The following is a 22,578-nucleotide window of genomic DNA, read 5'->3' as shown; positions in this document are numbered from 1 at the left end:
ATAGATCGGGGAGGGGAAATGCCAATGGCGACAAAGGCAGGGCAAGGACCTGAAAAATCTGCAAAGGCCGAGGTGGATGGCAATGCGATCACCAAGCCGAAGAAGGTGCCGCGCAATCCGCAGCGCACCCATGCCATGATCCTGGATGCGGCAATGGCGGAATTCGCCGCGCATGGCTTCGGTGGCGCCAGGGTGGATGCGATTGCTGCGCGGGCGCAGACCAACAAGCGCATGCTTTATCATTATTTTGGCGACAAGGAGGGCCTCTATGTCGCCGTTCTGGAGGCAACCTATGCCGAAATCCGCAGCGCCGAGAAACAACTGGATCTCGCCAACCGCAATCCCGAGGAAGGAATGCGGGAACTGGCGCTGTTCACCTGGCATCACTTTCTCCATCATCCGGAGTTTTTGAGTCTGCTCGCCACCGAAAACCTGCATGAGGCGCACTATCTGAAGCGCTCCGACAAGATTCTGGCAATGCACTCGCATTTCATCGACGAGCTTGCCGGCGTGCTGCGACGTGGTGAAGCAGCCGGCGTCTTCCGGCCGGCCGTCGATCCGGTCTCGGTCTACCTGACCGTCGCAGCACTCGGTTTCTTCTATTTGTCCAACCGCCATACGTTGTCGACGATTTTTGCCCGCAGGCTGATGGCACCCGCCGCGCTGAAAGCCTGGGGCGAGCACATCGTCTCGGTGACGCTCGCCTCGATCAAGGTCTAGAGAAATTTTCGAAAGGCGATTGACAAGCCCGGATGGATCGCGCCATCGTGTAACTATATAGTTACATTGGCTGCTTGGCCAAGCCTTTGCTTTTCCTGACTCGGGAGGGAGTCGGGTCAAACGATCGGGAGGGATCATGAAACGCATCGGGATCATCATGCACGGCGTCACGGGACGCATGGGGCTGAACCAGCATCTCATCCGCTCGATCGTGGCGTTGCGCGCCGAGGGCGGCGTGCTGCTGTCCAATGGCGAACGAGTCATGCCGGATCCGGTCCTTGTCGGCCGCAATGCGGCGCGGCTGGAGGAGCTGGCCCGTACATACGGCATCGAGCGCTGGACCACCGATCTCGACGGCGCGCTCGCCGATCCCGACGATGCGATCTTCTTCGATGCGGCGACGACGCAGATGCGCGCCGAACTGGTTTCCAAGGCGTTGGACGCCGGCAAGCACATCTATTGCGAAAAGCCGATCTCGGACGATCTCGATGCGGCCGTGGCGCTTGCCCGCAAGGCCAAGGCATCCGGGCTGAAGAATGGCGTGGTGCAGGACAAACTGTTCCTGCCCGGTCTTCGCAAAATCGCCATGCTGCGCGACAGCGGCTTCTTCGGCAAGATCCTCTCGGTGCGCGGCGAGTTCGGCTATTGGGTCTTCGAAGGCGACTGGCAGACGGCGCAGCGGCCGTCTTGGAACTACCGCAAGGCGGACGGCGGCGGCATCATCCTCGATATGCTTTGCCACTGGCGCTATGTGCTTGATAATCTCTTTGGACCGGTGAAGGCGATCAGCTGCCTCGGCGCTACCCATATTCCCGAACGCGTCGATGAGGCCGGACGGCGCTATGTCGCCGACGCCGACGATGCGGCCTATGCCACCTTCGAGCTTGAAGGCGGTATCGTCGCGCACATCAATTCCTCCTGGGCCGTGCGCGTCCGTCGCGACGATCTCGTCACCTTCCAGGTGGACGGTACGCATGGCTCAGCTGTCGCCGGATTGAGCCGCTGCTTCACGCAACACCGCGTCAACACGCCGAAGCCGGTGTGGAACCCGGACCAGCCGCAGACGATCGATTTCTTCGACACCTGGGACGAGGTGCCGGACAATCAGATCTATGACAATGGCTTCAAGATCCAGTGGGAAATGTTCCTGCGCCACGTACTCGAGGACGCGCCCTGGCGCTACACGCTGACGGAAGGCGCCAAGGGCGTGCAGCTTGCCTCACTCGGCCTGCAAAGCTGGGCCGAGCGCCGCTGGCTGGATGTCGAGCCGCTGGAAATCTAAGCCGGCTCACCGCCGCAAGAGGAATGTCCTGCCATGACCGAGCCATTGAAAATCAGACTTGTCGAGGCGGAGGCTTTCGAGCGCCCCGTCAAGTTGCGGCTTCCCTTCCGCTTCGGCGCTGCGACGCTGCGGGAGGCGCGGCAGATTTTTCTGCGTGTCCGGATCGAGGATGCGAGTGGTCGTTCGGCAAGCGGGATGGCGGCCGAGCTGATGGTGCCGAAATGGTTCGACAAGTCGCCTGAGCTCACCAATGCCGATAATGAAAACCAGCTTCGCCGCTCGTTGGCTTTGGCGCTCGATGCCTTGCAAGGCGCGGGGCTGGGGACGGCTTTCACGCTGCATGCGGCCGTTGAAGCGGCCCATCATGCGCGGGCCGCCGCCGAGACGCTGAACGGACTGGTCGCCTCCTTCGGCCTGGCGCTCGCCAACAGGGCGATGCTCGATGCCCTCTGCCGGCTGGAAGGGTTGACGGTCGCGCAGGCAATCAAGGCCAACCGTCCCGGCATCGACGCATCGACCACGCCGGATCTGGAAGGTTTCGATCTCTCAGGCTTCCTTTCGACATTGGCGCCGGCCCGGAGCCTCGCCGCCCGCCACACCGTCGGCCTCGTCGATGCTATCGAGACGCGCGATATCGCAGCGGACGAGCGTCTCAACGACGGGCTGCCGGAAAGCTTCGAAGAGGCGATCGATACCTATGGCCTGACCTTCTTCAAGGTGAAGGTGTCGGGCGTTCCCGATGCCGATATCGATCGCCTTTGCCGGATTGCCGCGGTGATCGACGCCAAGGTGCCGGTCTATTCGGTGACGCTGGATGGCAACGAACAGTTTTCGTCCGCCGAGGCGGTGGCCGATCTGCTGGCCCGCATCCAGGCCGAGCCGAGACTGGCGCGGTTCGCGACGTCGATCCTGTTCGTGGAGCAGCCGATCGCCCGCGCCTATGCTTTCGAGAAACCGGTGTCGGCGCTTGCGGCCTTCAAGCCGGTTGAGATCGATGAATCCGATGCCGACATCAATGCTTTCATAACGGCGAGGCGGCTTGGCTATACCGGCATCTCCTCCAAATCCTGCAAGGGGTTCTATCGCTCGCTATTGAACCGGGCGCGGGTCGCCAAGTGGAGCGCCGATGACGGGATACCCTATTTCATGTCGGCCGAAGACCTGACGACGCAGGGTGGTCTTGCCGTGCAGCAGGATCTGGCGCTCGCTTCGCTGATCGGCATGACGCATATCGAGCGCAACGGTCACCACTATGTCGACGGCATGGCCGGCGCGCCCGAAGCCGAGCAGGCGGCTTTCGCGCGGGCACATGACGATCTCTATGCCGTTCGTGACGGGCGGACTCGGCTGAGGATCGAAGGCGGAAGGATCGCCATCGGCTCGGTCGTCAGCGCCATCGGCCTCGGTTCGTCCATCGCGCCCGACTGGAGCGCGATGGAGAGATGATTCCTTCTCTCCCTGGGGGAGAAGGGGAAACCAGACTCTGGAGGAAGAACATGCCGTCGTCATCGAAGAAGCGCTATGCCCTGGTTGGAACCGGCAATCGTGGCGTTACCATGTGGGGCAAGGATCTGGTCGAGCGTTGGGGCAACGAGGTCGAGCTTGTCGCCGTCTGCGATCTCAATGCGATGCGGGCGAAACGGGCGTTGGAGTATATTGGCGCCCGGGTGCCGGTCTATACCGATTTCGACGAGCTGCTGCGGGTCGAAAAGCCCGATCTCGTCATTGTCTGCACGCGCGATTCCGCCCATGACGACCTGATCGTCAAGGCGATGGAGGCCGGTGCCAATGTCATCAGCGAAAAGCCGATGACGACGACGGTCGACAAGATCAAGCGCATTCTCGATGCCGAGGCGCGGACCGGCAAGCGGCTCGACGTCTCCTTCAACTATCGCTTCGCTCCGACGGCGGCAAAGATCAAGGAGCTGATCAATTCCGGCGTCATCGGCGATGTCACTTCCGTCGATTTTCACTGGTATCTCGATACCAGCCATGGCGCCGATTATTTCCGCCGCTGGCATGCCTTTGTTGAAAATTCCGGCAGCCTCTTCGTTCACAAGGCGACACATCATTTCGATCTTCTGAACTGGTATCTTGATTCCGATCCGGAAACGGTCTCAGCCTTCGCCGATCTCAAGCATTACGGCCGCAAGGGCCCGTTCCGCGGCGAGCGCTGTCGTGGCTGTCGGTACAAGGACGAGTGCGATTATTATCTCGATATCAGCGCGACGCCGCTGCTCGAAAGTCTCTATGAGGATCCGTCGACGGTCGATGGTTATGTCCGCGATGCCTGTGTCTTCCGCGAGGATATCGACATTCCTGACACGATGGTCTCCTCGATCCGTTATCGCAACGGTGTCAACGTCTCCTATTCGCTGAACACCTACATGCCGATCGAGGGCCACCACATCGCCTTCAACGGTCACAAGGGCCGTATCGAGATGCGGCAATATGAGAAGCAGAAATGGACGACGCCGCCGGCGGACGAAATCGTCGTCATGAAGAATTTCGGCGATGTCGAGCGCATCTGGGTGCCGCATTCCTCCGGCGGCCACTATGGCGGCGACGACCGGCTGCGCAACATGCTGCTGCGGTCCGGGCCGAATGATGAGCTGAGACAACGCGCCGGTTCACGCGCCGGCGCGCTCTCGGTCCTCTGTGGCATCGCGGCGCTGGAAAGCAGCCGCACCGGTCAGCAGGTTTCGATCGCTGATATCTGGGGCGAGGATGGCGGCTTGAATTTGCTGGAGGCGCGGCCGTAAAGGCGCGGGCTGTCGCTAGCTACAGCCCGGCAATTGCTGCGCGTAAATCGCGGTCATGCCGTTGAAGCGCTTTGCGCCGGCGAGCGCCGTCGCATTGCCGCGCCATGATCCCTGCAGATAACCCTTCGTGCCGGAATAATAGGCGAGATAGAGATCATAGGAATCGTTGAGCGCGATGCCGGTCTCGAGGTGCGTCCGGTAGTGATACCAGCCAACGAAATCGATGGCGTCGGAGAAGCTGGTGCGGCTTGCGCCCCAGTTGCCTGTCTCGCGCTTATACTTGTCCCATGTGCCATCCAGTGCCTGCGAGAAGCCGTAGGCGCTCGATGGGCGCTTCCAGGGAATGAAGCCGAGCAAATATCGTCTGGGCGGACGGGCGCGCGGCTGGAAGCCGGATTCGGTGTAGATCGTCGCCATCAGGATTGGCACGGGAACGCCGTATTTGCGCTCGGTGCGCTCGGCCGCTCGCTGCCAGTTGTTGAACCAGCCGTCGCGCTGATCGAAGATCGCGCAGACATTGCGGGTACGACTGGGCGCGGTGGCGCAGCTTGCCAGCACGCCGAGCAGCAAGACAGCCAGAATGGAAAGAACGCGAGTACGCATGACTAGAACCTCTTCATTGCTGCGCCGCGCGTCTTGTGGACGCGCAAAGGACGCAGCAACAACTTCGTTGGCGCATGATCCTTTCCAAAAATTCGAAGCCGAACTTTTGGGGTCATGCGCTAAGAGATTGCTAGCCGGGAATGATTAAAAACCGGTTTTTCAGGCGTGCCGAAATGGGGCGTTTTCAGGGTGTTTTCGTGAAATTGCTGCGTTGCGTCACGCCATGCGCGCCAGATCCTCACGACGGATTTCATAGAGCAGCGGTTTTCCCTCGATGAAGCGGATGGCTTCTTCGACTGCCATCTCGCCGAGGCGGGTGCGTTCCAGGCCGACGGCGCCGGCGATATGCGGTGTCAGGAAGACGTTCGGCAGATCGTAAAAGGCCGAGCCTGCCTCCGGGATCTCGGGATCTGTGACGTCGATGATCGCATCGATCCGGCCGGTTTTCAGGATGGCAAGCAGCGCTGCTTCATCGACCAATGCGCCGCGCGCCGTGTTGATGAAGGTCGCGCCGGGCTTCATCAGGGACAGGCGGTGGACGTCGATCATATGCCGCGTTACCGGCAGTGAAGGGGCATGCAGCGAGACAATATCGGCGCTGGCCATCAAGGCGTCGAGTTCGGTCTTCTCGACGCCGAGACGCGAGGCTTCCGCCTCATCGACCATCGGATCGTATAGCAGGATCCGGTAGTCGAAGGGTGCAAGCAGTTCGATCACCCGGCGGCCAATGCGCGATGCGCCGATGATACCGACCGTGCTGCCGTAATTGCCGATGGCTTCGGCCTGGATCGGCTGGGTGCGGTGGCGGTTACGGTCGGCGACATAGAGGTCGTGAAAGCGGAAGACCTGCTTGCCGGCAAAGATGATCGCCGCAAGGGTGAATTCGGCGACCGGCAGGGCATTGGCTTGCGCCGCATGACTGACGACTATGTTCCTGTCGAACAGGCCGTCCTCGATCAGGCCCTTCACCGTGCCCGCCGCATGCGCCACCAGCTTCAGATGTGGCGCCTGCGCCAGTGCAGCCTCGTTAATGGGCGGCGAACCCCAGCCGGTGATCAGGATCTCCGTTTCGCCGAGCAGCTTGCGTGCTCTTTCGTCGTCGAAGCGCACCATCGGCTCACTATCGAGCACACGGCCGATCGTGTCGAGGCGCTGGATCAGGCCAGGCGGTAGCACATGCTGCGTACGCGTCGGCTGCATGGAGAAGGCAATGGTCGGGCGGGAGGCAGATGGTGTCATGGCAGGCGTCCCGGCGCTTCGATGGCGCTGACATCGATGCCTTTCTCGGCGATCAGGGCGCGCAGGGCGTCGATGTCGGGTTTTGCGGGTGGCTTCGTCCAGGCGCCGGAGATAGCCGAGGGATCGCGCTCGGCGAGAATGGCAGAGACGAGAATGGTCTCGCCCGCCGGGATCGTGCCGCGCAACTGCGGTACCAACGTCTTGGCGACGATCAGGTTGGTGTTCGGCGGCGCCTTCTGTGCCACGCCGTCGCGGGCGACTGTCGAGCCGAGATCAACAATGCCGCTGAAATCCTCTTCGCCGATGGCATAGGCAGCACCCTTGCCGGCTGAGAGCGTGTCGGCCTCGAAATCGCGCCGCGCGATGGCAAAGCCGCCTTCGGCCGTTTGCAACGGCCGTGGCGTGGTAATCTTGTGCAGGCGGACATGCCAGGGCGTGGCGGGGATCAGCCAGGTCTCGACGGTCACGTCGGGCAAGGGCGACCATTTGGCATAGAGCGTATCGCCGGCGAGCTTCGCTTCCTGATTGGTCTCGCGGACGCGGTAGTGCAGGCCGTCATCGCTGAAGGCGAGCATCGAGTCGAAGACAGCGCCGGTGAAAGCGCGTTCGTCGCTTTCGATGCTGAAGCCATAGCGGGCGGAATAGGCGAACTTGGCGTATTTTTCCGCCCCGAAGCGCATCTGCTGATTTTCCTGACCGGAAGACAGCGCCACGACATCGGCCTTGCTGTGCATCATTACCATGCCGGGATGCTTGAGCGGCACGATAGCTGGCTCAGCACTTTGCGGCTTTTCCTCTGCCGTCCAGAAGGGATGTGTCTCGGGGAGCGCCAGCGGTAGGAAGGCCTTGAAAGCCCAATAGGGCGAGCCGGCGGAATTGTAGTTTTCCGACATCAGCAGGTTGGGATAGGCGTAGCCGATCGGCAGCGTGCCGTCGCGATTGGCGATCGGCTTGTCGGCCCACCAGCGCAGATGCCGGAGGCAAAGCCCCTTGATCTCGCCCCAGGGCAGCGCCTCGACATCGGCGAAGGCCAGTGCCGACCAGAAGCCGGCGCAGGCGAAGCGGTAGGTCAGGCTGCGGCCGAAGGGGGATGGTGGCGCCATCGGGGGCGAACCAGTGGCGGAAGTCCTTGGCGAAGAGCACGGCGCGCTCGCGGTAGCGCTCGGCGCGGTCGTCATTGACGAGCTTGGAATAGATCAGCCCGTAGAAATGCATGGCGAAGGGTACGTAGTGGTCGATGCGCCGGATATTGCCGTCGCGATACCAGCCGTCGGCGATGTAGAACCCGTCCAGCTCCTTGAGGTAATCCTCCGTCAGGCTGCGGTCGAAGGTGGCGCCAAGCCGGTCCAGCGCGATGTCCACCAGCACGCGGAAGAAGCGCCAGTTGTTGTCGGCATAGTCGAAGGTACGGGCGTGCTTGAGGTAGGCGATGAGATTGCCGCGGGCGCGGGTATCCAGTGGCTCCCAGATCTTCTCCGGCACCAGAGCTAGTGCAAAGCCCAGGGCAGCGAGTTCGACCATGCGCTGGTCGCGGCCGTTGACACCGCCCCAATATTCCGGATGGCTGGGGTCAACGCCGTTGGCGATCCCCTCGGCAAAGCGGGCCCAATGGGCGAAATCTCCGCCGCCGGCGCCGAGCGGCGCAAGGCCCCAGAGGGGGCGGGCAAAACCTTCGAGATCGGCGGCGGCACGGTCGAAATGCGCGCCGGCGGCGTCGATGCGGACGCGAGCATTGCCCTTGGAGAAGTAAGGCAGCAGCGGATCGAACAGGTCGGTCAGCGCGCAACGCATGTCGGCGCGGTTTTTGAGCGGATTGCCGGCGAGCGGATTGGTGCTGACGGGGTCGTAGATCATCGGTCTGGCTCTTGCTTGGCGCCTCCGCAGGAGACGCGGTTCAGGTTTCGGGCGGAAGGGTGCCACCGGGGACGGGTGTGACGGCATGGCAGACTTGACGGGCGGGCGCGTCGCGATCGCGCAAGCGGGCGATCATCAGGTTGATCGCCTCGCGCCCGAGGGCAGCGCGGTCGACACGCATGGTGGCAAGACGCGGATTGGTCATCAGGGCACAGGGCAGGTCATCGAAGCCAACGATGGCGAAATCCTCGGGCACACGCTGACCGGCTTCCACCACGGCATCAAGCACGCCGACGGCGATGAAATCGTTCATGCAGAAGGCGGCGGTGAAGCTGCGGTCTTCGGCGAGGATAGCGGCGGTGGTATCATGGGCTTCATGGCTGGAGCTGCCGCGAAACGTCATCGGCACCAGCCGGCCTTCGGCGCCCTCCACCGAGGCGATCGCCGCCTCGAAGCCGCGGACGCGTTCGCGGATGGTCTGGCGATGGGAGCCGGTGAAATGCAGGATACGGCGATGGCCGGCATCCAGTAGCCGGCGGGTCGCGGCATAGGCGCCGAAGAAATTCGAGGGCGAAACGCCGTCGAAGCGCAGCTTCGGGTCGTTTCCGTTGACGAGTACGGTCGGCGTGCCGCTTTCCTCCAGCCAGGGGCGCAGGTCGTCGGGCGGATCGATACCAACGAGGAACAGCCCCTCGGCGCCAGCCGCCTGAAGCTGCTCCTGGATATGCTCCGGTGACGTCCTTGCCTCGCGGACGAGGCGGATGTCGAAGGGCATGCCACGTTCGGCGGCACCGGCGCGCAAGCCCTCGAGAATGCCTTCGTAAAAGACGCTGAGGCCGCCCGTGGCGCTGTCGCTGGCGATCAACGCTAGTCCTCCCGGCATGGTATCGGCAGCGGCTTTTAGCGGATAGCCGAGATCGCTCGCCACCTTGAAGATCTGCTGGCGGATCGTGTCGCTGATGCCGGGTTCATTGGTCAGTACCCGCGACACGGTGGAGACGGAGACGCCGGCCCTGCTGGCAATATCGGCTTGGGTGATGCGTTTGGATCGAAGCTCGTTCATAGCGCAACAATCGTGCAAATTACGCAAATTTGCAAGAAAAAGATTGTTTCTTGCGTTTCGCAATGAAGTTGCATATCTTCACGCAGAATTTATCCGCAGAAGGCGTCGGGGAGATCGTCGCGGATATTAACGCAAGAGAAGGAGGAATCTCATGCGCCTGAATCGTCGTTCATTCATGATGGGAACTGCCGGTGCCGCAGCGGGGCTCGCTTTCGGTGGAGGGGCCATGCCCGCCTTTGCCGACGCGACGCAATTGCGGGCGATGTGGTGGGGCTCGCCCGATCGCGGCAAGCGCACGATCGGTGTCGCCGAGCTGTTCCATGCCAAGAACCCGGATGTTTCCGTCATCGGCGAAAGCATCAGCGGCGACGGCTATTGGGCAAAGCTCGCGACCGGCATGGCCAGCCAGAACATAGCGGACGTCTTCCAGCTTGAGCCGAGCACGATTTCGGATTATTCCAAGCGCGGCGCCTGCATGCCGCTCGACCAATTCGTGCCCTCGACGCTGAATGTGGACAGTTTCGGCAAGGATGTGCTGAAGCTGACCACCGTCGACAACAAGCTCTATGGCGTCGGCCTGGGGCTCAACTCCTTTGCGATGTTCTATGACGAGGAGATGTTCAAGAAGACCGGCCTGACGCCGCCCGGTCCGACCACCACATGGGCGGACTATGCCGATCTTGTCGTTGAAATGACCAAGGCGGCCGGCAAGCGCGGCTATTGGGGCGGCCCTTATGGCGCACGCTACAACTACGTGCTGGATGCCTGGCTGCACCAGCGTGGCAAGAGCCTTTACTCGGATGATGGCGGTCTCGGCTTTGGCGTCGATGATGCCAAGGAATGGTACTCCTATTGGGAAGACCTGCGCCAGCGTGGCGGCACGGTCTCGGCCGATGTCCAGACGCTCGACCAGAACGTCATCGAAAGCAACTGCCTGGCACTCGGCAAATCGGCCATCGGCATGGCCTATTCCAACCAGCTCGTCGGCTATCAGCTCGTGGTCAAGAGCAAGCTCGCCATCACGATGCTGCCGCGCGAAAAGAAGGACGGCCCGTCCGGCCATTACTATCGCCCGGCCCTGATCTGGAGCGTCGGCGCCACCAGCAAGAATGCTGAGGCGGCCGCGAAGTTCATCAACTTCTTCGTCAACGATCCCGATGCCGGCAAGATCCTCGGCGTCGAACGCGGCGTGCCGATGTCGCCCGCCGTGCGCGCCGCCATCCTGCCGACGCTGAACCCGGTGGAGCAGGAGACGGTGAAATATGTCGAGCTGTTGAAGGATCAGGTCGGCACCTATCCCGCGCCCGCGCCGCTCGGCTCGCAGGAGTTCGACCAGAACGTCATGCGCCCCGTCGCCGACCAGCTCGCCTTCGGCAAGATCACGGTCGCGGAAGCGGCACAGAAGCTGGTGGAAGAGGGCGCGCTGAAGTTGAAGCGGAAGAGTTGATTGATAGCTGGCTATATTGGTGACGGTCAGGTGAGTTCGGCTTTGCTGTAGCTCTGTGCCTGGCCCCTCATCCTAGCCTTCTCCCCGCAAGCGGGGAGAAGGGACGACAGCGTGAACGATCAGCTTTTCCGCTCTAGCGGAAGCTTATTGTAGAGCCCCCTCGCCCCGCAATGCGGGGAGAGGGTTGGGGTGAGGGGCCAGGCACCGAGTTACGGCAAGCGTGAACTCACCTGACAAGCCTCTATCGAGGATCGTTACTTCCCATCCCAGGGCTTCAAAGCATCCTGCTTCAGCTGGCGCTGCTTTTCAGGCGGAAGCTTGTAGTCGCCCTTGTAGGGCGCGCTTTCGAACGAGCCGTAGGTCGGGTTGGCGATGGCGATCCAGTCGTGGCCGAAATGGGCGGCGTTGGCGTCGAAGGCTTTCTGGCGTTCCTCGATCGTGCCCTTGTAGTCATCGGTGAAGTCGCCGAAATTATCGCCGAACAGCAGCAGAATACGGTAGTTCTTGGCGATGAAGGCGCGGCGCGTGCCCTTGGCGGAGCCCCAGTCGGGCTGTTCCTTGGCGCTGAGGAAGGTATCGACATTGTCGCCCATCGGGAAGCCGAAGCGCTTCATTTCCTCGACGGTCGGGCCCTCCTCATCGGCGGTGCGGTTGGTGACGTAGAAGACTTTCACACCCTTGGACGCCGCATATTGCGTGAACTCGACGGAGCCCGGAATGGGACTGTCCTGCTGGGCGTTGACATATTTGGTCCAGCTATCCGGCGTGAAGCTGGTGCCGGCGGTGATGTTATGGGCCTGATAGGGCGATGTGTTGAGCACGGTATCATCGACATCGAGGATGATTGCGGGCAGGAGGCCCTGGAAATTGCCGGTTTGTTCGACCGGCGCTGCGGTCCAGCTCTTGTCCGCGAGCGCTTCGTCGAGCCGGATGCGGCCGAGCGCGTAGGCGCCGAGCGCATTGGCCTTGGCCTCGACCGAGGTCTGGTCCCAGAGAACCGCGTTGAGATTGTCGTCGGGCTGGGCTGCCGGCAAGTCGGCCGCCAGAGCCGGCAGGGCGGCGGCAAGGCCGACGGCGACGACGAGCGCCCGGCGCCCAAAATATCCGTTTCTCACGCTGTTCTCCTTATCATTATTGGCTATTGAAAATCCGCAAAGCATATCAACGACTTCTGATGTATGCCGATGCCGTGTTCCGGATAGTTCGTGCTCGCAAGAAATGTGTCAAGTATGTGACAGCCTCTAGGCGGTTAGTTTTTTTGTTTTTCCGTCTTTGGCGACCACGCGAAAATGCCGGAGCCCTTTCAGGCCCCGGCATTCGTATTGCGTTACAGGCTCGGCTTACTTCTGTGCGTCGGCCCAGCTCTTGACCAGTTCGTCGTAGTTGACGGTGACCGGCTTTTCCTTCTCGGTGGCGATCTTCAGCTGCGGGGCGAGATGGCCGTTCTTGACGGCATCGGCGTTCCAGTAGGCGAGATCGTGTTCCTCGGCGAGCTTCGGACCGATATCGCCCTGAACGCCGGCGCGTTCGATGCGCTGCATCACCTTTTCCTGGTCGGCGCAGAGCGCATCCATGGCGCCTTGCGCGGTCTTGGCACCCGATGCGGCATCGCCGATCGCCTGCCACCAGAGCTGTGCCAGCTTCGGATAGTCCGGAACGTTGGTGCCGGTTGGCGACCACTGGACACGAGCCGGCGAACGATAGAACTCGATCAGGCCACCGAGTTCAGGCGCACGCTTGGTGAAGCTCTTGTCGCGGATGGTGGATTCGCGGATGAAGGTGAGGCCGACATGGCTCTTCTTCACATCCACCGTCTTCGACGTCACGAACTGCGCGTAGAGCCATGCGGCCTTGGCGCGGTCGATCGGCGTGGATTTCATCAGCGTCCAGGAACCGACGTCCTGATAGCCGAGCTTCATGCCGTCCTTCCAGTAGACGCCATGCGGCGACGGAGCCATGCGCCATTTCGGCGTGCCGTCGGCGTTCATGACCGGCAGGCCAGGCTTGACCATGTCGGCGGTGAAGGCCGTGTACCAGAAGATCTGCTGGGCGACATTGCCCTGCGACGGAACCGGACCGGATTCCGAGAAGGTCATGCCTTGAGCTTCCGGCGGTGCGTAGGCCTTCAACCAATCGAGATACTTCTGGATGGAGTAGACGGCGGCCGGGCCGTTGGTGTCGCCGCCGCGAGCAACGCAGGAGCCCACCGGACGCGAATTGGCATCGACCTTGATGCCCCATTCGTCGACCGGCAGACCGTTCGGCAGGCCCTTGTCGCCGTTGCCGGCCATGGAGAGCCAGGCATCGGTGAAGCGCCAGCCGAGCGACGGGTCCTTCTTGCCATAGTCCATATGGCCGAAGACTTTCTTGCCGTTGACGTCGCGGCCGGTGAAGAATTCGGCGATATCCTCATAGGCCGACCAGTTGACCGGCACGCCGAGATCGTAGCCGTACTTGGCCTTGAAGTCGGCCTTGTTCTTCTCGTCGTTGAACCAGTCGTAACGGAACCAGTAAAGGTTGGCGAACTGCTGGTCGGGAAGCTGGTAGAGCTTCTTGTCCGGAGCGGTGGTGAAGCTGGTGCCGATGAAATCGGCGATGTCGAGGCCGGGATTGGTGACGTCCTTGCCTTCGCCGGCCATCCAGTCGGTGAGGTTGCGGACCTGCTTGTAGCGCCAATGCGTGCCGATCAAGTCGGAATCGTTGACCCAGCCGTCATAGAGGTTCTGGCCGGTCTGCATCTGCGTCTGGATCTTCTCGACGACGTCGCCTTCCTGGATGACGTCGTGGGTGACCTTGATGCCGGTGATGGCGGTGAAGGCCGGTGCCAGAACCTGCGATTCATACTGGTGGGTGGTCAGGGTTTCCGAGACGACCTTGATCTCCATGCCCTGGAAGGGCTTGGCCGCGTCGACGAACCATTGCATTTCCTTTTCCTGGTCGGCGCGCGCGAGCGTCGAAACGTCGCCGATCTCCTTGTCCAGGAATGTCTTGGCTTCATTCATGCCGGCCTGAGCCGACCCGGCCAGAGCCAGCAGCACGACTGCCGTCGTTGTTAAGAGATTCCGTCGCATATATTCCTCCCTACAGGTTGCGAACGCAGTGTCAGGCGGCCGGATACCCGGCCATCTGTATCGACTTGTCTTACTGCGCCACATGTCCGAAGACGGGCATGGGACGCGGTAACTCTTGAAACCGTGTCAGAGCCCTTCACGGGAGCGCTCTGACTTTTTGTTTTCACGCAATTCCGGACGGAAAGCCGCTGGCGCACTTTTCCTGGAATTGCTCTAGACTAGGCGGAAGACGCCAATGGCGTAGACCACGGAAATTGCGACCGCCCACCAAAGGCTAGGCCCGATCAGACCCAGCCATCCGATGTGGATGAAGGCGGCGCCGAGCAGTGAGACGAACAACCGGTCGCCGCGCGTTGTTTCGAAATGCAGGATGCCGATGCGCGGATTGCCGCCGGGCGAAACATATTCCCAGACGGCCATGCCGATCAGCAGTGCCAGGATCGTGGCAAAGAACAGCGCGGTCGGCGGCGTCCAGGCCATCCAGGAAAAATCGGTATTCATGATGGTCTCCCTTCAGACGCGACCGAGCGCGAAGCCCTTGGCGATGTAGTTGCGGACGAAATAGATGACGAGTGCGCCAGGGACCAATGTCAGCACGCCGGCGGCGGCAAGCAGACCCCAATCCATGCCCGAGGCCGAGACCGTGCGCGTCATGATGGCGGCGATCGGCTTGGCGTCGGTCACCGTCAGCGTGCGGGCGATCAGAAGCTCGACCCAAGAGAACATGAAGCAGAAGAAGGCTGCGACGCCGATGCCGCTGGCGATCAGCGGAATGAAGATCTTGATGAAGAAACGCGGGAACGAATAGCCGTCGATATAGGCCGTCTCGTCGATTTCCTTCGGCACGCCGGACATGAAGCCTTCGAGGATCCAGACCGCGAGCGGCACATTGAACAGGCAGTGCGCCAGCGCCACGGCGATATGGGTGTCGATCAGGCCGAAGGCCGAATAGAGCTGGAAGAAGGGCAGTGCGAAGACCGCCGGCGGCGCCATGCGGTTGGTCAAGAGCCAGAAGAAAACGTGCTTGTCGCCAAGGAAGCGGTAGCGCGAGAAGGCGTAGGCGGCCGGAAGCGCACAGCCAACCGAGATCACCATGTTCATGACGACATAGGTGATCGAGTTGATATAGCCCTTGTACCAGGACGGATCGGTGAAGATGATCGTGTAGTTGCGCAGTGTCGGCGCATGCGGATAGAGCGTCAATCCGCCGACGATCTCCTCATTGGTCTTGAAGCTCATGTTGACGAGCCAGTAGATCGGCAGGAGCAGGAAGATAATGTAGAGCGTCGGCACCACCCAGGACCAGCGTCCCTCTTCACGATGACGGCTTACCGATTGTGTGCCGGTGGTGGCCGGAGCGTTCGCGGTGGAGCTTGAGGCGGCCAATTGGTGCATCGTCGCATCGTCGGCCGTGGTGGAAAGAGGTTTGGCGCTCATCGCGTCGCTCCCGCATCATAATTGGTCATGACGGTGTAGAAGACCCAGGACAACAGCAGCACGATCAGGAAGTAGACGAGCGACATTGCCGCTGCGGGGCCGAGGTCGAACTGGCCGAGCGCAATCTTCACAAGGTCGATCGACAGGAAGGTCGTGGAATTGCCGGGGCCGCCGCCGGTGACGACGAAGGGTTCGGTATAGATCATGAAGCTGTCCATGAAGCGCAGCAGCACGGCGATCAAAAGCACCCGGTTCATCTTCGGCAGCTGGATGTAGCGGAAGACGGACCAGCGTGAGGCGCCGTCGATCTTGGCGGCCTGGTAGAAGGCGTCGGGAATGGAGGCAAGGCCCGCATAGCAGAGTAGCACGACAAGGCTGGTCCAGTGCCAGACGTCCATGAGGATGATCGTCGCCCAGGCGTCGACCGGATCGGACACGTAATTATAGTCGATGCCGAGGCCGACGAGGACATAGCCCATCAGGCCGATATCGCTGCGCCCGAACACCTGCCAGATCGTGCCGACGACATTCCACGGGATCAGCAGCGGCAGGGCCATCAGTACCAGGCAGAGCGGCACGCCGACGCCCTTCTTCGGCATGTTGAGGGCGATGAAGATGCCGAGGGGCACCTCGATCGCCAGGATGGTGAAGGAGAAGATCAGGTTGCGGAACATCGCGTCCCAGAAGCGGCTGGAACGGAGGATCTCCTCGAACCATTGGGTGCCCGCCCAGAAGAAGACGTTGTTGCCAAAAGTGTCCTGCAACGAATAGTTCACCACCGTCATCAGCGGAATGACGGCCGAGAAGCCGACCAGCACCAGGACAGGAATGAGCATGAACCAGGCTTTGTTGTTCCAGGTCTTGTCCATCATCAGGCTCCCATCTCGACGCGCCAGGAGTTGGCGTAGATATTGATGCCGGCGGGATCAAACGCGATGTGCGGTTCGGCCGGCACGGTCTGGTCCTCGCCGATGACGGCGACGATGTCCTGTCCATCCAGCTTGGCGCGCACCACTTTGCGGCGGCCGAGATCCTCGACCTTTGTGACTGTCGCCGGCATGCCTTCGCGGCAGAGGCGGACGAATTCCGGGCGGATGCCGAGTTCGGAGCGGCCTTCGCGGCGCTCGAGAGGCGCGCCGGGGAGGGCGATGGTGCGGTTGCCGAGCCGTGCATTGCGGCCGTCGATCTCGATCGGCATGACGTTCATGCCCGGCGAGCCGATGAAATAGCCGACGAAGGTATGGCGCGGCCGCTCGAACAGGTCGTTCGGCGTGCCGATCTGCACCACCTCGCCATTGTACATCACCACCACCTTGTCGGCGAAGGTCAGCGCTTCGGTCTGGTCGTGGGTGACGTAGACCATGGTGAAGCCGAAGCGGCGGTGGAGCTGTTTCAGCTGCGAGCGCAGCACCCATTTCATATGCGGATCGATAACCGTCAGCGGCTCGTCGAACAGGATGGCGTTGACGTCGGAGCGCACCAGGCCGCGACCGAGCGAGATCTTCTGCTTGGCGTCGGCCGTCAGGCCCCGCGCCTTGCGATTGGCGCTGTCGGACAGACCGATCATCTCGATGATCTCATCGACCTTGCGCTTCACGTCGGCTTCCGGAATGTGCCGGTTGCGCAACGGGAAGGCGAGGTTCTCATAGACCGTCATCGTGTCGTAGACGACCGGGAACTGGAAGACCTGAGCGATGTTGCGCTCCTGGGTCGATAGCCGGGTCACGTCCTTGCCGTCGAAGAGGATGCGGCCTTCCGAGGCGCGCACCAGGCCGGAGACGATGTTGAGCAGCGTGGTCTTGCCGCAGCCGGACGGCCCGAGCAGCGCATAGGCGCTGCCGTCCTCCCAGCTATGATGCACTTCCTTCAGCGCATAATCCGCGTCGGACTTCGGATGGTCGTTATAGGCGTGTCTGATATGATCAAGGTCGATGCGTGCCATTGGCCGTTTGTCTCCTCAGGCCGCCTGTTGCAGGGCGGGTGTAACGGCGGCGCCATCGGTGTCGAACACCATGATGTGGCGCGGGTCGATGTAGACGTCGATCGCATCGTCGACGTCGATGTCCTGGACGCCCTGGATCAGCATCACCCAGCGCCGGTCAGCGAAATCGATGTGGATGTAGCTTTCCGAACCGGTGATCTCGGTCACCATCACCCTTGCGGGTGCGGCGACGGCGTCCGGCGTCTGCGGCTTCAGCGCCAGATGATGCGGCTGGAAGGCGATCGTGTAGGGACCGTCCGTCCGGTCCTCGAGGCCCTGCGGCACTGGCAGGCGAATGCTGTCGTTCAGCACGAACTGATTACCGCGCTTGTCGAGCGTGATGGTGTTCAGCGGCGGATCGGCGAAGGTGGTGGCGGTCATCAGGTCCTTCGGGCTGCGGAAGACATCGATCGTCGGCCCGAACTGGGTGATGCGGCCCTTGGACAGGGTTGCGGTATTGCCGCCCAGAAGCAGTGCTTCGGAGGGTTCGGTGGTGGCGTAGACGAAGATGGCGCCGGATTCGGCGAAGATTCTTGGCAGCTCGGCGCGCAGTTCTTCGCGCAGCTTATAGTCGAGATTGGCGAGTGGCTCATCGAGCAGCACCAGGCCGGCATTCTTGACGATGGCGCGGGCAAGCGCCGTGCGCTGCTGCTGGCCGCCGGAGAGGCTGAGCGGCAGGCGATCGAGGAAGGGGCCGAGCCGCAAAATGTCGGCCGCCTTCTTCACCTCGCGGTCGATCGTCTCCGCGTCGGTGCCGCCGAGGCGCATGGGCGAGGCGATGTTGTCGTAGACGGTCATCGCCGGATAGTTGATGAATTGCTGGTAGACCATGGCGACGTTGCGACGCTGCACGGGGACGCCGGTGACGTCGGCGTCATCGACATGGATTGTGCCCGTCGTCGGCTTGTCGAGACCGGCCATCAGCCGCATCAGCGACGTCTTGCCCGACAGCGTCGGTCCGAGAAGGACATTCAGCGTGCCGCGCTGTAGCGTCAGGTTCGTTTCAGCAATATGCGTTTCGCCGCTGACCGACTTCGACACGTTTCTGAGTTCAAGCACGATAGATTCCTTCCATGCGCGGCATGTCGATGTCGCCGCGAGGAGATTGATAGTTCTGGGTCGGTTACGTCTTATCGGGCGATGTTTTTTACCAAAGCCAGCTCGGCACTTGTCATGCCCGGCCGTGCCTTGGTGCCAGATTCCGAATGGTTAAATGCTCTTGGGAAATGCGGCGTCTGAAGCTGGATGCAAAAGATCTGCCTTCGCGCAGGCCATGGCGCGCAGGCTGAATGGCAATGCAGCTTGCGCTACAGACAATGCCATTTTTACTGTCGATTAGATCTATGAACAATGGAACCTCCCCCTGTTTCACTTTGCGCCCCTCACGCAAAAACCGAAACCATAACGACGATAAATGAAGATAAAGGAATGTCAAACGAAAACTAGCCGCGTTTCAGTTTCGCTTCATAAATCTCGTTTTAGTGCTTTTTTAGGGGGTTATAATAAGTAAGGTAACCGATTGATCGGGATGGGAAATGGCTTAAAATCTCTGTCCGGTCGCGAAAAGGCGAGGCAGTGGCTAAAGCCAGTTGATGCGCTTCAACACCCAGAGGGTGGCGATCGACGTGACCGTCACGAAGAGGACTATGACGACGAAGGCCCAAGTGTCGTTGACGCCGGGAATGCCGCCGACATTCATGCCGAACAGGCCGGCCACCACGCTCGGCGGCAGGAGCAGGGCGGCAAGGGCGGCGAGGCGGTTGGAGTTGCGGGCGATGCGCTCGCTGATGACGGTCGACAAGTCGTCATGCAGGATGCTGGTGCGGTCGCGGATGGCGTCGAGATATTCGATATAGCGCATCAGCTTGTCGATGACCTCTCGCATGCGCAGCTTGTCGCGTTCGGCAAGCCAGGGGGCATCGTCATGTTCGATGCGGTTCAGCGCGTCGCGCTGCGGCGCGAGATAACGGCGAAGCTGCACGGCCCGTCGGCGCAAAAGCTTCAGGCGCTCGCGCACCTGACCGGCTTCGCCGTGAAAAATCAGCTCGTCAAGCTCATCCACCTCTTCGTCCATGGCATCGAGCACGGGTTCGAGATCGCGCACCAGCTTGTCGCCGATGAGGGCCAGCAGGTCGCCTGAGCGCTGCGGCCCCTTCTTCTTTTCCAGCGCTAGGCGGATATCGCGCAGCGCCGTGATGTAATGGCCGCTGTCGCGCAGCGAAACGATGCGGTCGCCATCGACCCAGAGATGCAGCGGCACGAGGTCGATATCGGTGGGCTTCTGCGTCGTACCATCCGGCGATGTCGCGCAGACGCCGCGCAGGATGATCAGCAACCCGTCGCCCACCGGCTCGACGCGCGGACGGGATTCTTCTTCCAGCAGCGCTTCGATGACGAAAGGGTCAAGGCCGCTCTTGTGGGTGATCCAGTCGGCGGTGGCGGGATGATCGCGCTCGAAATGCAGCCAGGTGACACCCTCTCCGGGCTTGCAGGAGCCGCTCTGTTCCAGGCTGAGCTGTCGGCAGCCGCCCTGTCCGTCGAGCAGGGAAGCGAAACGCAATCCCGGTTCGGTGCCGTAGCTGACCGTCGAGCTGTTCGATGCTTCCATGGCGCCCTGATCCATCCCACCCCCATGGCAGCAAAAAGCGCGAGCATCACCGGAGTTTGTGGTGTGCTGGTGGGTAGCTTACCAGTTCGGATCAAAGTGGCAAGGTGCCTGCCTCCCACCATCAATCGGGAGAATTGAAGACGGCTTCGATATGATGGCCATCCGGATCGATCACGAATGCCGCAAAATAATGTGGCCCATAGTGTGGTCGAAGGCCGGGGAAACCGTTGCCTGTTCCTCCATGTTCGATAGCCGCTTCATAGAAGTCGACAACACCTTGTTTGCTTGGCGCGGCCAAGGCCAGATGAAAACCCGGACCGGGCGGCCGCTGACCTTCCGGACAGAACTTCAACGCCAGCTTGTCGCCACCGCCGGCAATGCCGTAGCCGACGGCCTGATCCATTTCTCCCGGCCTGAGATCCTCCCAAACGCGAATATATCCAAGCGGGGCAAGAGCAGCATCGTAGAATGTCGCTGCGCGTTCAATGTTGGAGACGCCGAAGGAAATATGATGAAGCATATGTCTGGAAACTCCGGTTTCGGCCTAATTCTCGCACATTGCAGAACATGCAAGGCGACAACATAACTTCCGTATCGTCTTCATCGTGCATTTTTCAAATACAAAACCGCCCGCAGCAGGTTGCTTCGGGCGGTTCCAGGGCTTCATCGGATATAGCGGCCACCTATAGCGCTGGCCTCAACCGGCTCGTCGTCAACGCGCCGCCCAGTTGGCGCCGCGGCGGAAGATGGTTTTCATCTGCGGGACGTTGAATTCCTTGGCCTGATGACCGAGCGAAGAATAGAAGACGCGGCCCTTGCCGTATTTGCGCTTCCAGGCGACCGGCATGACGACGCCGTCGATCCAGTGGGCGTGATCGCCGGTGAAGGTGGTGGTCGCCAGCACTTCGTTCGACGGGTCGACATGCATGTAATATTGCTCCGACGTGTAGGGGAAATCGGTGATCCCCTCCATGATCGGGTCGTCGGGCCGGGTGATGTTGACGGTGTAGTCGATGATGTTGCCGGGATGGGCGACCCACTGGCCGCCGATGATGAACTGGTATTCGACGCTTTCGCGGAAACTGTCACCGGCGCCACCATGATAGCCGGCAATGCCGACGCCGCTTTCGATGGCTTCGGCGAGGTTCTTCACCTCTTCCTTCTCAATCTTCGACATGGTGACGATCGGCACGATTAGGCTGAGATCGTGGATCGACGGATCGGCGAAGGCCTCGGTGCTGTTTTCGAGGTAGACCTTGAAGCCGTCCTCCTCCAGCATGTCGCGGATGACATGGGCGCATTCCTGCGGTTCGTGGCCGCTCCAGCCGCCCCAGACGATAAGTGCTTCACGCATGATATTCCTCCTGCAATTGCGCGGTTAGCGGCCGATTTTTCCGTCTACGAGGGACTCTGACAGAGGGGCCGGACGTTCCGTTTGTGTTGATATCGCGACCGTGCGGCCGGTGTCGGACGCGGTCTGGAAGGCTTCCATGACCTCGAGCACATGCAGCGCTAGGCTGCCATCGGCGCGGTGCGGCCGGTTGGAGCGGATGGCGTGCGCCAGATCCGCGACGCCGAGCGAGCGATAATTGCCGTCGGCATAGGGCGCCGTGACCTCGCGCGCCTCGAACTGGCCACCCTTCTTGAGATACTCGACCTCGCCGCCGAAATGGTTCGGATCGGGCACGATCAGCGTGCCCTCGGTGCCGTAGACTTCGAGCGGCACATGCTTGTGGCCGGCGACGTCGAAGCTCATGCCGATCTGCACGACGGCACCGCTGGCAAAGGCCATGACGCCGGCGACGTGGGTCGGGACATGCACGGGGATGTGCTCGCCGTTGCGCGGCTCGCTGGTGATGATGCGTTCCTTGCGCGGTGTCACCGTAAAGCCGGCGACCTGGGAGACCGGGCCGAGCAGGTTGACGAGGTCGGTGATGTAATAGGGACCCATGTCGAGCATCGGGCCGCCGCCGACTTCATAATAGAAAGCCGGATTCGGATGCCAGCGCTCATGGCCGGGGCACATGAAGGTGGCGGTGCCGCCGACCGGAATGCCGATCGCACCTTCGTCGATGATGGCGCGTGCCGTCTGATGGCCGCCACCGAGAAAAGTGTCGGGAGCCGCGCCGATGCGCAGGCCCTTGGCGGCGGCGGCATCCGCGAGCCTCTTGCCCTCGGCGAAGTTGATGCCGAGCGGCTTTTCCGAATAAGTGTGCTTGCCGGCATCGAGCGCCTGCAGGCCGACGGCGACATGCGCCTTCGGAATGGTCAGGTTGACGATGATCTCGATCGAGGGATCAGCGAAGAGGGCTGCGATATCGACGGCCTTCAGGCCGAATTCGGCGGCCTTGGCTTCGGCCAGTTCGCGATTGAGGTCGGCGACGCCTTTGATGTCGAGAATCGGAAACGATTTCATCGCTTTGAGATAGGCGCCGGAAATGTTCCCGCAGCCGATAATGCCAATGCCGACCTTTTCCATAAAACTTCCTCCAGATGAAATGCTTATCCGTC

Annotated in this window: 19 protein-coding genes and 1 pseudogene; 5 read left to right on the top strand and 15 right to left on the bottom strand. The window is 61.4% G+C overall.

All coding sequences use genetic code 11. The annotated features are described in order from the left end of the window. Positions 1–24 precede the first annotated feature (24 nt). From HB780_RS24775 to HB780_RS24760, 4 genes are all read left to right on the top strand, one after another. Entirely contained in the window at positions 25–720 is a 696-nt protein-coding gene (locus tag HB780_RS24775) for a TetR/AcrR family transcriptional regulator (protein ID WP_183689996.1), read from the top strand. A 136-nt stretch (positions 721–856) separates the two neighbouring features. Next, positions 857–2,002 (top strand): Gfo/Idh/MocA family protein, encoded by a 1,146-nt coding sequence (locus HB780_RS24770; protein ID WP_183689995.1) that lies wholly within the window; start codon positions 857–859, stop codon positions 2,000–2,002. A 33-nt stretch (positions 2,003–2,035) separates the two neighbouring features. Next, complete coding sequence (locus tag HB780_RS24765) at positions 2,036–3,448, top strand: enolase-like domain-containing protein (RefSeq protein ID WP_183689994.1); 1,413 nt, start codon at positions 2,036–2,038, stop codon at positions 3,446–3,448. 50 nt (positions 3,449–3,498) lie between these two features. Beyond that, positions 3,499–4,764 carry a Gfo/Idh/MocA family protein gene (locus tag HB780_RS24760; RefSeq protein ID WP_183689993.1) on the top strand — a complete coding sequence of 422 codons (1,266 nt, stop codon included), beginning with the start codon at positions 3,499–3,501 and terminating at the stop codon, positions 4,762–4,764. 15 nt (positions 4,765–4,779) lie between these two features. Here the strand turns inward: HB780_RS24760 and HB780_RS24755 are convergent, their stop codons facing one another. The 4 genes and pseudogenes from HB780_RS24755 to HB780_RS24740 all read right to left on the bottom strand — a co-directional run bounded on the left by HB780_RS24755 (position 4,780) and on the right by HB780_RS24740 (position 9,523). Beyond that, positions 4,780–5,367 (bottom strand): transglycosylase SLT domain-containing protein, encoded by a 588-nt coding sequence (locus HB780_RS24755; RefSeq protein WP_183689992.1) that lies wholly within the window; start codon positions 5,365–5,367, stop codon positions 4,780–4,782. Between the two features lie 216 nt (positions 5,368–5,583). Then, complete coding sequence (locus tag HB780_RS24750; RefSeq protein ID WP_183689991.1) at positions 5,584–6,606, bottom strand: hydroxyacid dehydrogenase; 1,023 nt, start codon at positions 6,604–6,606, stop codon at positions 5,584–5,586. Continuing rightward, a pseudogene (locus tag HB780_RS24745) lies at positions 6,603–8,460 on the bottom strand (DUF2264 domain-containing protein). The gene HB780_RS24750 and the pseudogene HB780_RS24745 overlap by 4 nt, the downstream one beginning before the upstream one ends. A gap of 40 nt (positions 8,461–8,500) precedes the next feature. Beyond that, complete coding sequence (locus HB780_RS24740; RefSeq protein ID WP_183689990.1) at positions 8,501–9,523, bottom strand: LacI family DNA-binding transcriptional regulator; 1,023 nt, start codon at positions 9,521–9,523, stop codon at positions 8,501–8,503. Between the two features lie 151 nt (positions 9,524–9,674). Between HB780_RS24740 and HB780_RS24735 the strand changes: the two genes are divergently transcribed. Continuing rightward, positions 9,675–10,970: an ABC transporter substrate-binding protein gene (locus HB780_RS24735; protein ID WP_183689989.1), complete on the top strand. Its 1,296-nt coding sequence runs from the start codon at positions 9,675–9,677 to the stop codon at positions 10,968–10,970. A gap of 254 nt (positions 10,971–11,224) precedes the next feature. On the opposite strand, the gene HB780_RS24730 is transcribed toward HB780_RS24735, so the two are convergent. The 11 genes from HB780_RS24730 to HB780_RS24680 form a co-directional block, all read right to left on the bottom strand. Beyond that, positions 11,225–12,085, bottom strand: coding sequence for a 5'-nucleotidase, lipoprotein e(P4) family (locus tag HB780_RS24730; protein ID WP_183689988.1), 861 nt, complete (start codon positions 12,083–12,085; stop codon positions 11,225–11,227). A 225-nt stretch (positions 12,086–12,310) separates the two neighbouring features. After that, complete coding sequence (locus tag HB780_RS24725; RefSeq protein WP_183689987.1) at positions 12,311–14,041, bottom strand: ABC transporter substrate-binding protein; 1,731 nt, start codon at positions 14,039–14,041, stop codon at positions 12,311–12,313. 213 nt (positions 14,042–14,254) lie between these two features. Then, the gene (locus HB780_RS24720; RefSeq protein WP_183689986.1) at positions 14,255–14,542 is read right to left on the bottom strand and encodes a DUF2160 domain-containing protein; all 288 of its coding nucleotides are present in this window, start codon (positions 14,540–14,542) and stop codon (positions 14,255–14,257) included. A 12-nt stretch (positions 14,543–14,554) separates the two neighbouring features. After that, positions 14,555–15,478 carry a carbohydrate ABC transporter permease gene (locus HB780_RS24715; protein WP_080761182.1) on the bottom strand — a complete coding sequence of 308 codons (924 nt, stop codon included), beginning with the start codon at positions 15,476–15,478 and terminating at the stop codon, positions 14,555–14,557. Then, entirely contained in the window at positions 15,475–16,347 is an 873-nt protein-coding gene (locus HB780_RS24710) for a carbohydrate ABC transporter permease (RefSeq protein WP_183697434.1), read from the bottom strand. Before HB780_RS24710 ends, HB780_RS24715 begins: the two co-directional genes overlap by 4 nt. Before the next feature lie 2 nt (positions 16,348–16,349). Beyond that, the gene (locus HB780_RS24705) at positions 16,350–17,420 is read right to left on the bottom strand and encodes an ABC transporter ATP-binding protein (protein WP_183689985.1); all 1,071 of its coding nucleotides are present in this window, start codon (positions 17,418–17,420) and stop codon (positions 16,350–16,352) included. Between the two features lie 15 nt (positions 17,421–17,435). Continuing rightward, positions 17,436–18,518: an ABC transporter ATP-binding protein gene (locus HB780_RS24700; RefSeq protein WP_183689984.1), complete on the bottom strand. Its 1,083-nt coding sequence runs from the start codon at positions 18,516–18,518 to the stop codon at positions 17,436–17,438. Positions 18,519–19,038: 520 nt separating this feature from the next. Beyond that, a complete protein-coding gene (locus tag HB780_RS24695; RefSeq protein ID WP_286203062.1) occupies positions 19,039–20,067 on the bottom strand; it encodes a zinc transporter ZntB in 1,029 nt (342 codons plus the stop codon). A 121-nt stretch (positions 20,068–20,188) separates the two neighbouring features. After that, positions 20,189–20,587, bottom strand: a complete 399-nt coding sequence (locus tag HB780_RS24690) for a VOC family protein (protein WP_183689982.1) — start codon at positions 20,585–20,587, stop codon at positions 20,189–20,191. A gap of 192 nt (positions 20,588–20,779) precedes the next feature. Further along, entirely contained in the window at positions 20,780–21,421 is a 642-nt protein-coding gene (locus HB780_RS24685; RefSeq protein WP_183689981.1) for a ThuA domain-containing protein, read from the bottom strand. A gap of 24 nt (positions 21,422–21,445) precedes the next feature. After that, entirely contained in the window at positions 21,446–22,546 is a 1,101-nt protein-coding gene (locus HB780_RS24680; RefSeq protein ID WP_183689980.1) for a Gfo/Idh/MocA family protein, read from the bottom strand. Positions 22,547–22,578 lie beyond the last annotated feature (32 nt).

Source organism: Rhizobium lusitanum (genome assembly GCF_014189535.1).
Lineage (GTDB): Bacteria > Pseudomonadota > Alphaproteobacteria > Rhizobiales > Rhizobiaceae > Rhizobium > Rhizobium lusitanum_C.
This window is presented reverse-complemented; position numbering and strand designations above follow the sequence as displayed.

Bases quoted from the DNA above. Each gene is read 5' to 3' on its own strand.
- HB780_RS24760 (WP_183689993.1), top strand. From the start codon at position 3,499: ATGCCGTCGTCATCGAAGAAGCGCTATGCCCTGGTTGGAACCGGCAAT.
- HB780_RS24770 (WP_183689995.1), top strand. From the start codon at position 857: ATGAAACGCATCGGGATCATCATGCACGGCGTCACGGGACGCATGGGG.
- HB780_RS24750 (WP_183689991.1), bottom strand. From the start codon at position 6,606: ATGACACCATCTGCCTCCCGCCCGACCATTGCCTTCTCCATGCAGCCG.
- HB780_RS24720 (WP_183689986.1), bottom strand. From the start codon at position 14,542: ATGAATACCGATTTTTCCTGGATGGCCTGGACGCCGCCGACCGCGCTG.
- HB780_RS24775 (WP_183689996.1), top strand. From the start codon at position 25: ATGGCGACAAAGGCAGGGCAAGGACCTGAAAAATCTGCAAAGGCCGAG.
- HB780_RS24710 (WP_183697434.1), bottom strand. From the start codon at position 16,347: ATGGACAAGACCTGGAACAACAAAGCCTGGTTCATGCTCATTCCTGTC.
- HB780_RS24725 (WP_183689987.1), bottom strand. From the start codon at position 14,041: ATGCGACGGAATCTCTTAACAACGACGGCAGTCGTGCTGCTGGCTCTG.
- HB780_RS24685 (WP_183689981.1), bottom strand. From the start codon at position 21,421: ATGCGTGAAGCACTTATCGTCTGGGGCGGCTGGAGCGGCCACGAACCG.
- HB780_RS24705 (WP_183689985.1), bottom strand. From the start codon at position 17,420: ATGGCACGCATCGACCTTGATCATATCAGACACGCCTATAACGACCAT.
- HB780_RS24690 (WP_183689982.1), bottom strand. From the start codon at position 20,587: ATGCTTCATCATATTTCCTTCGGCGTCTCCAACATTGAACGCGCAGCG.
- HB780_RS24735 (WP_183689989.1), top strand. From the start codon at position 9,675: ATGCGCCTGAATCGTCGTTCATTCATGATGGGAACTGCCGGTGCCGCA.
- HB780_RS24740 (WP_183689990.1), bottom strand. From the start codon at position 9,523: ATGAACGAGCTTCGATCCAAACGCATCACCCAAGCCGATATTGCCAGC.
- HB780_RS24695 (WP_286203062.1), bottom strand. From the start codon at position 20,067: ATGGAAGCATCGAACAGCTCGACGGTCAGCTACGGCACCGAACCGGGA.
- HB780_RS24715 (WP_080761182.1), bottom strand. From the start codon at position 15,478: ATGAGCGCCAAACCTCTTTCCACCACGGCCGACGATGCGACGATGCAC.
- HB780_RS24755 (WP_183689992.1), bottom strand. From the start codon at position 5,367: ATGCGTACTCGCGTTCTTTCCATTCTGGCTGTCTTGCTGCTCGGCGTG.
- HB780_RS24765 (WP_183689994.1), top strand. From the start codon at position 2,036: ATGACCGAGCCATTGAAAATCAGACTTGTCGAGGCGGAGGCTTTCGAG.
- HB780_RS24680 (WP_183689980.1), bottom strand. From the start codon at position 22,546: ATGGAAAAGGTCGGCATTGGCATTATCGGCTGCGGGAACATTTCCGGC.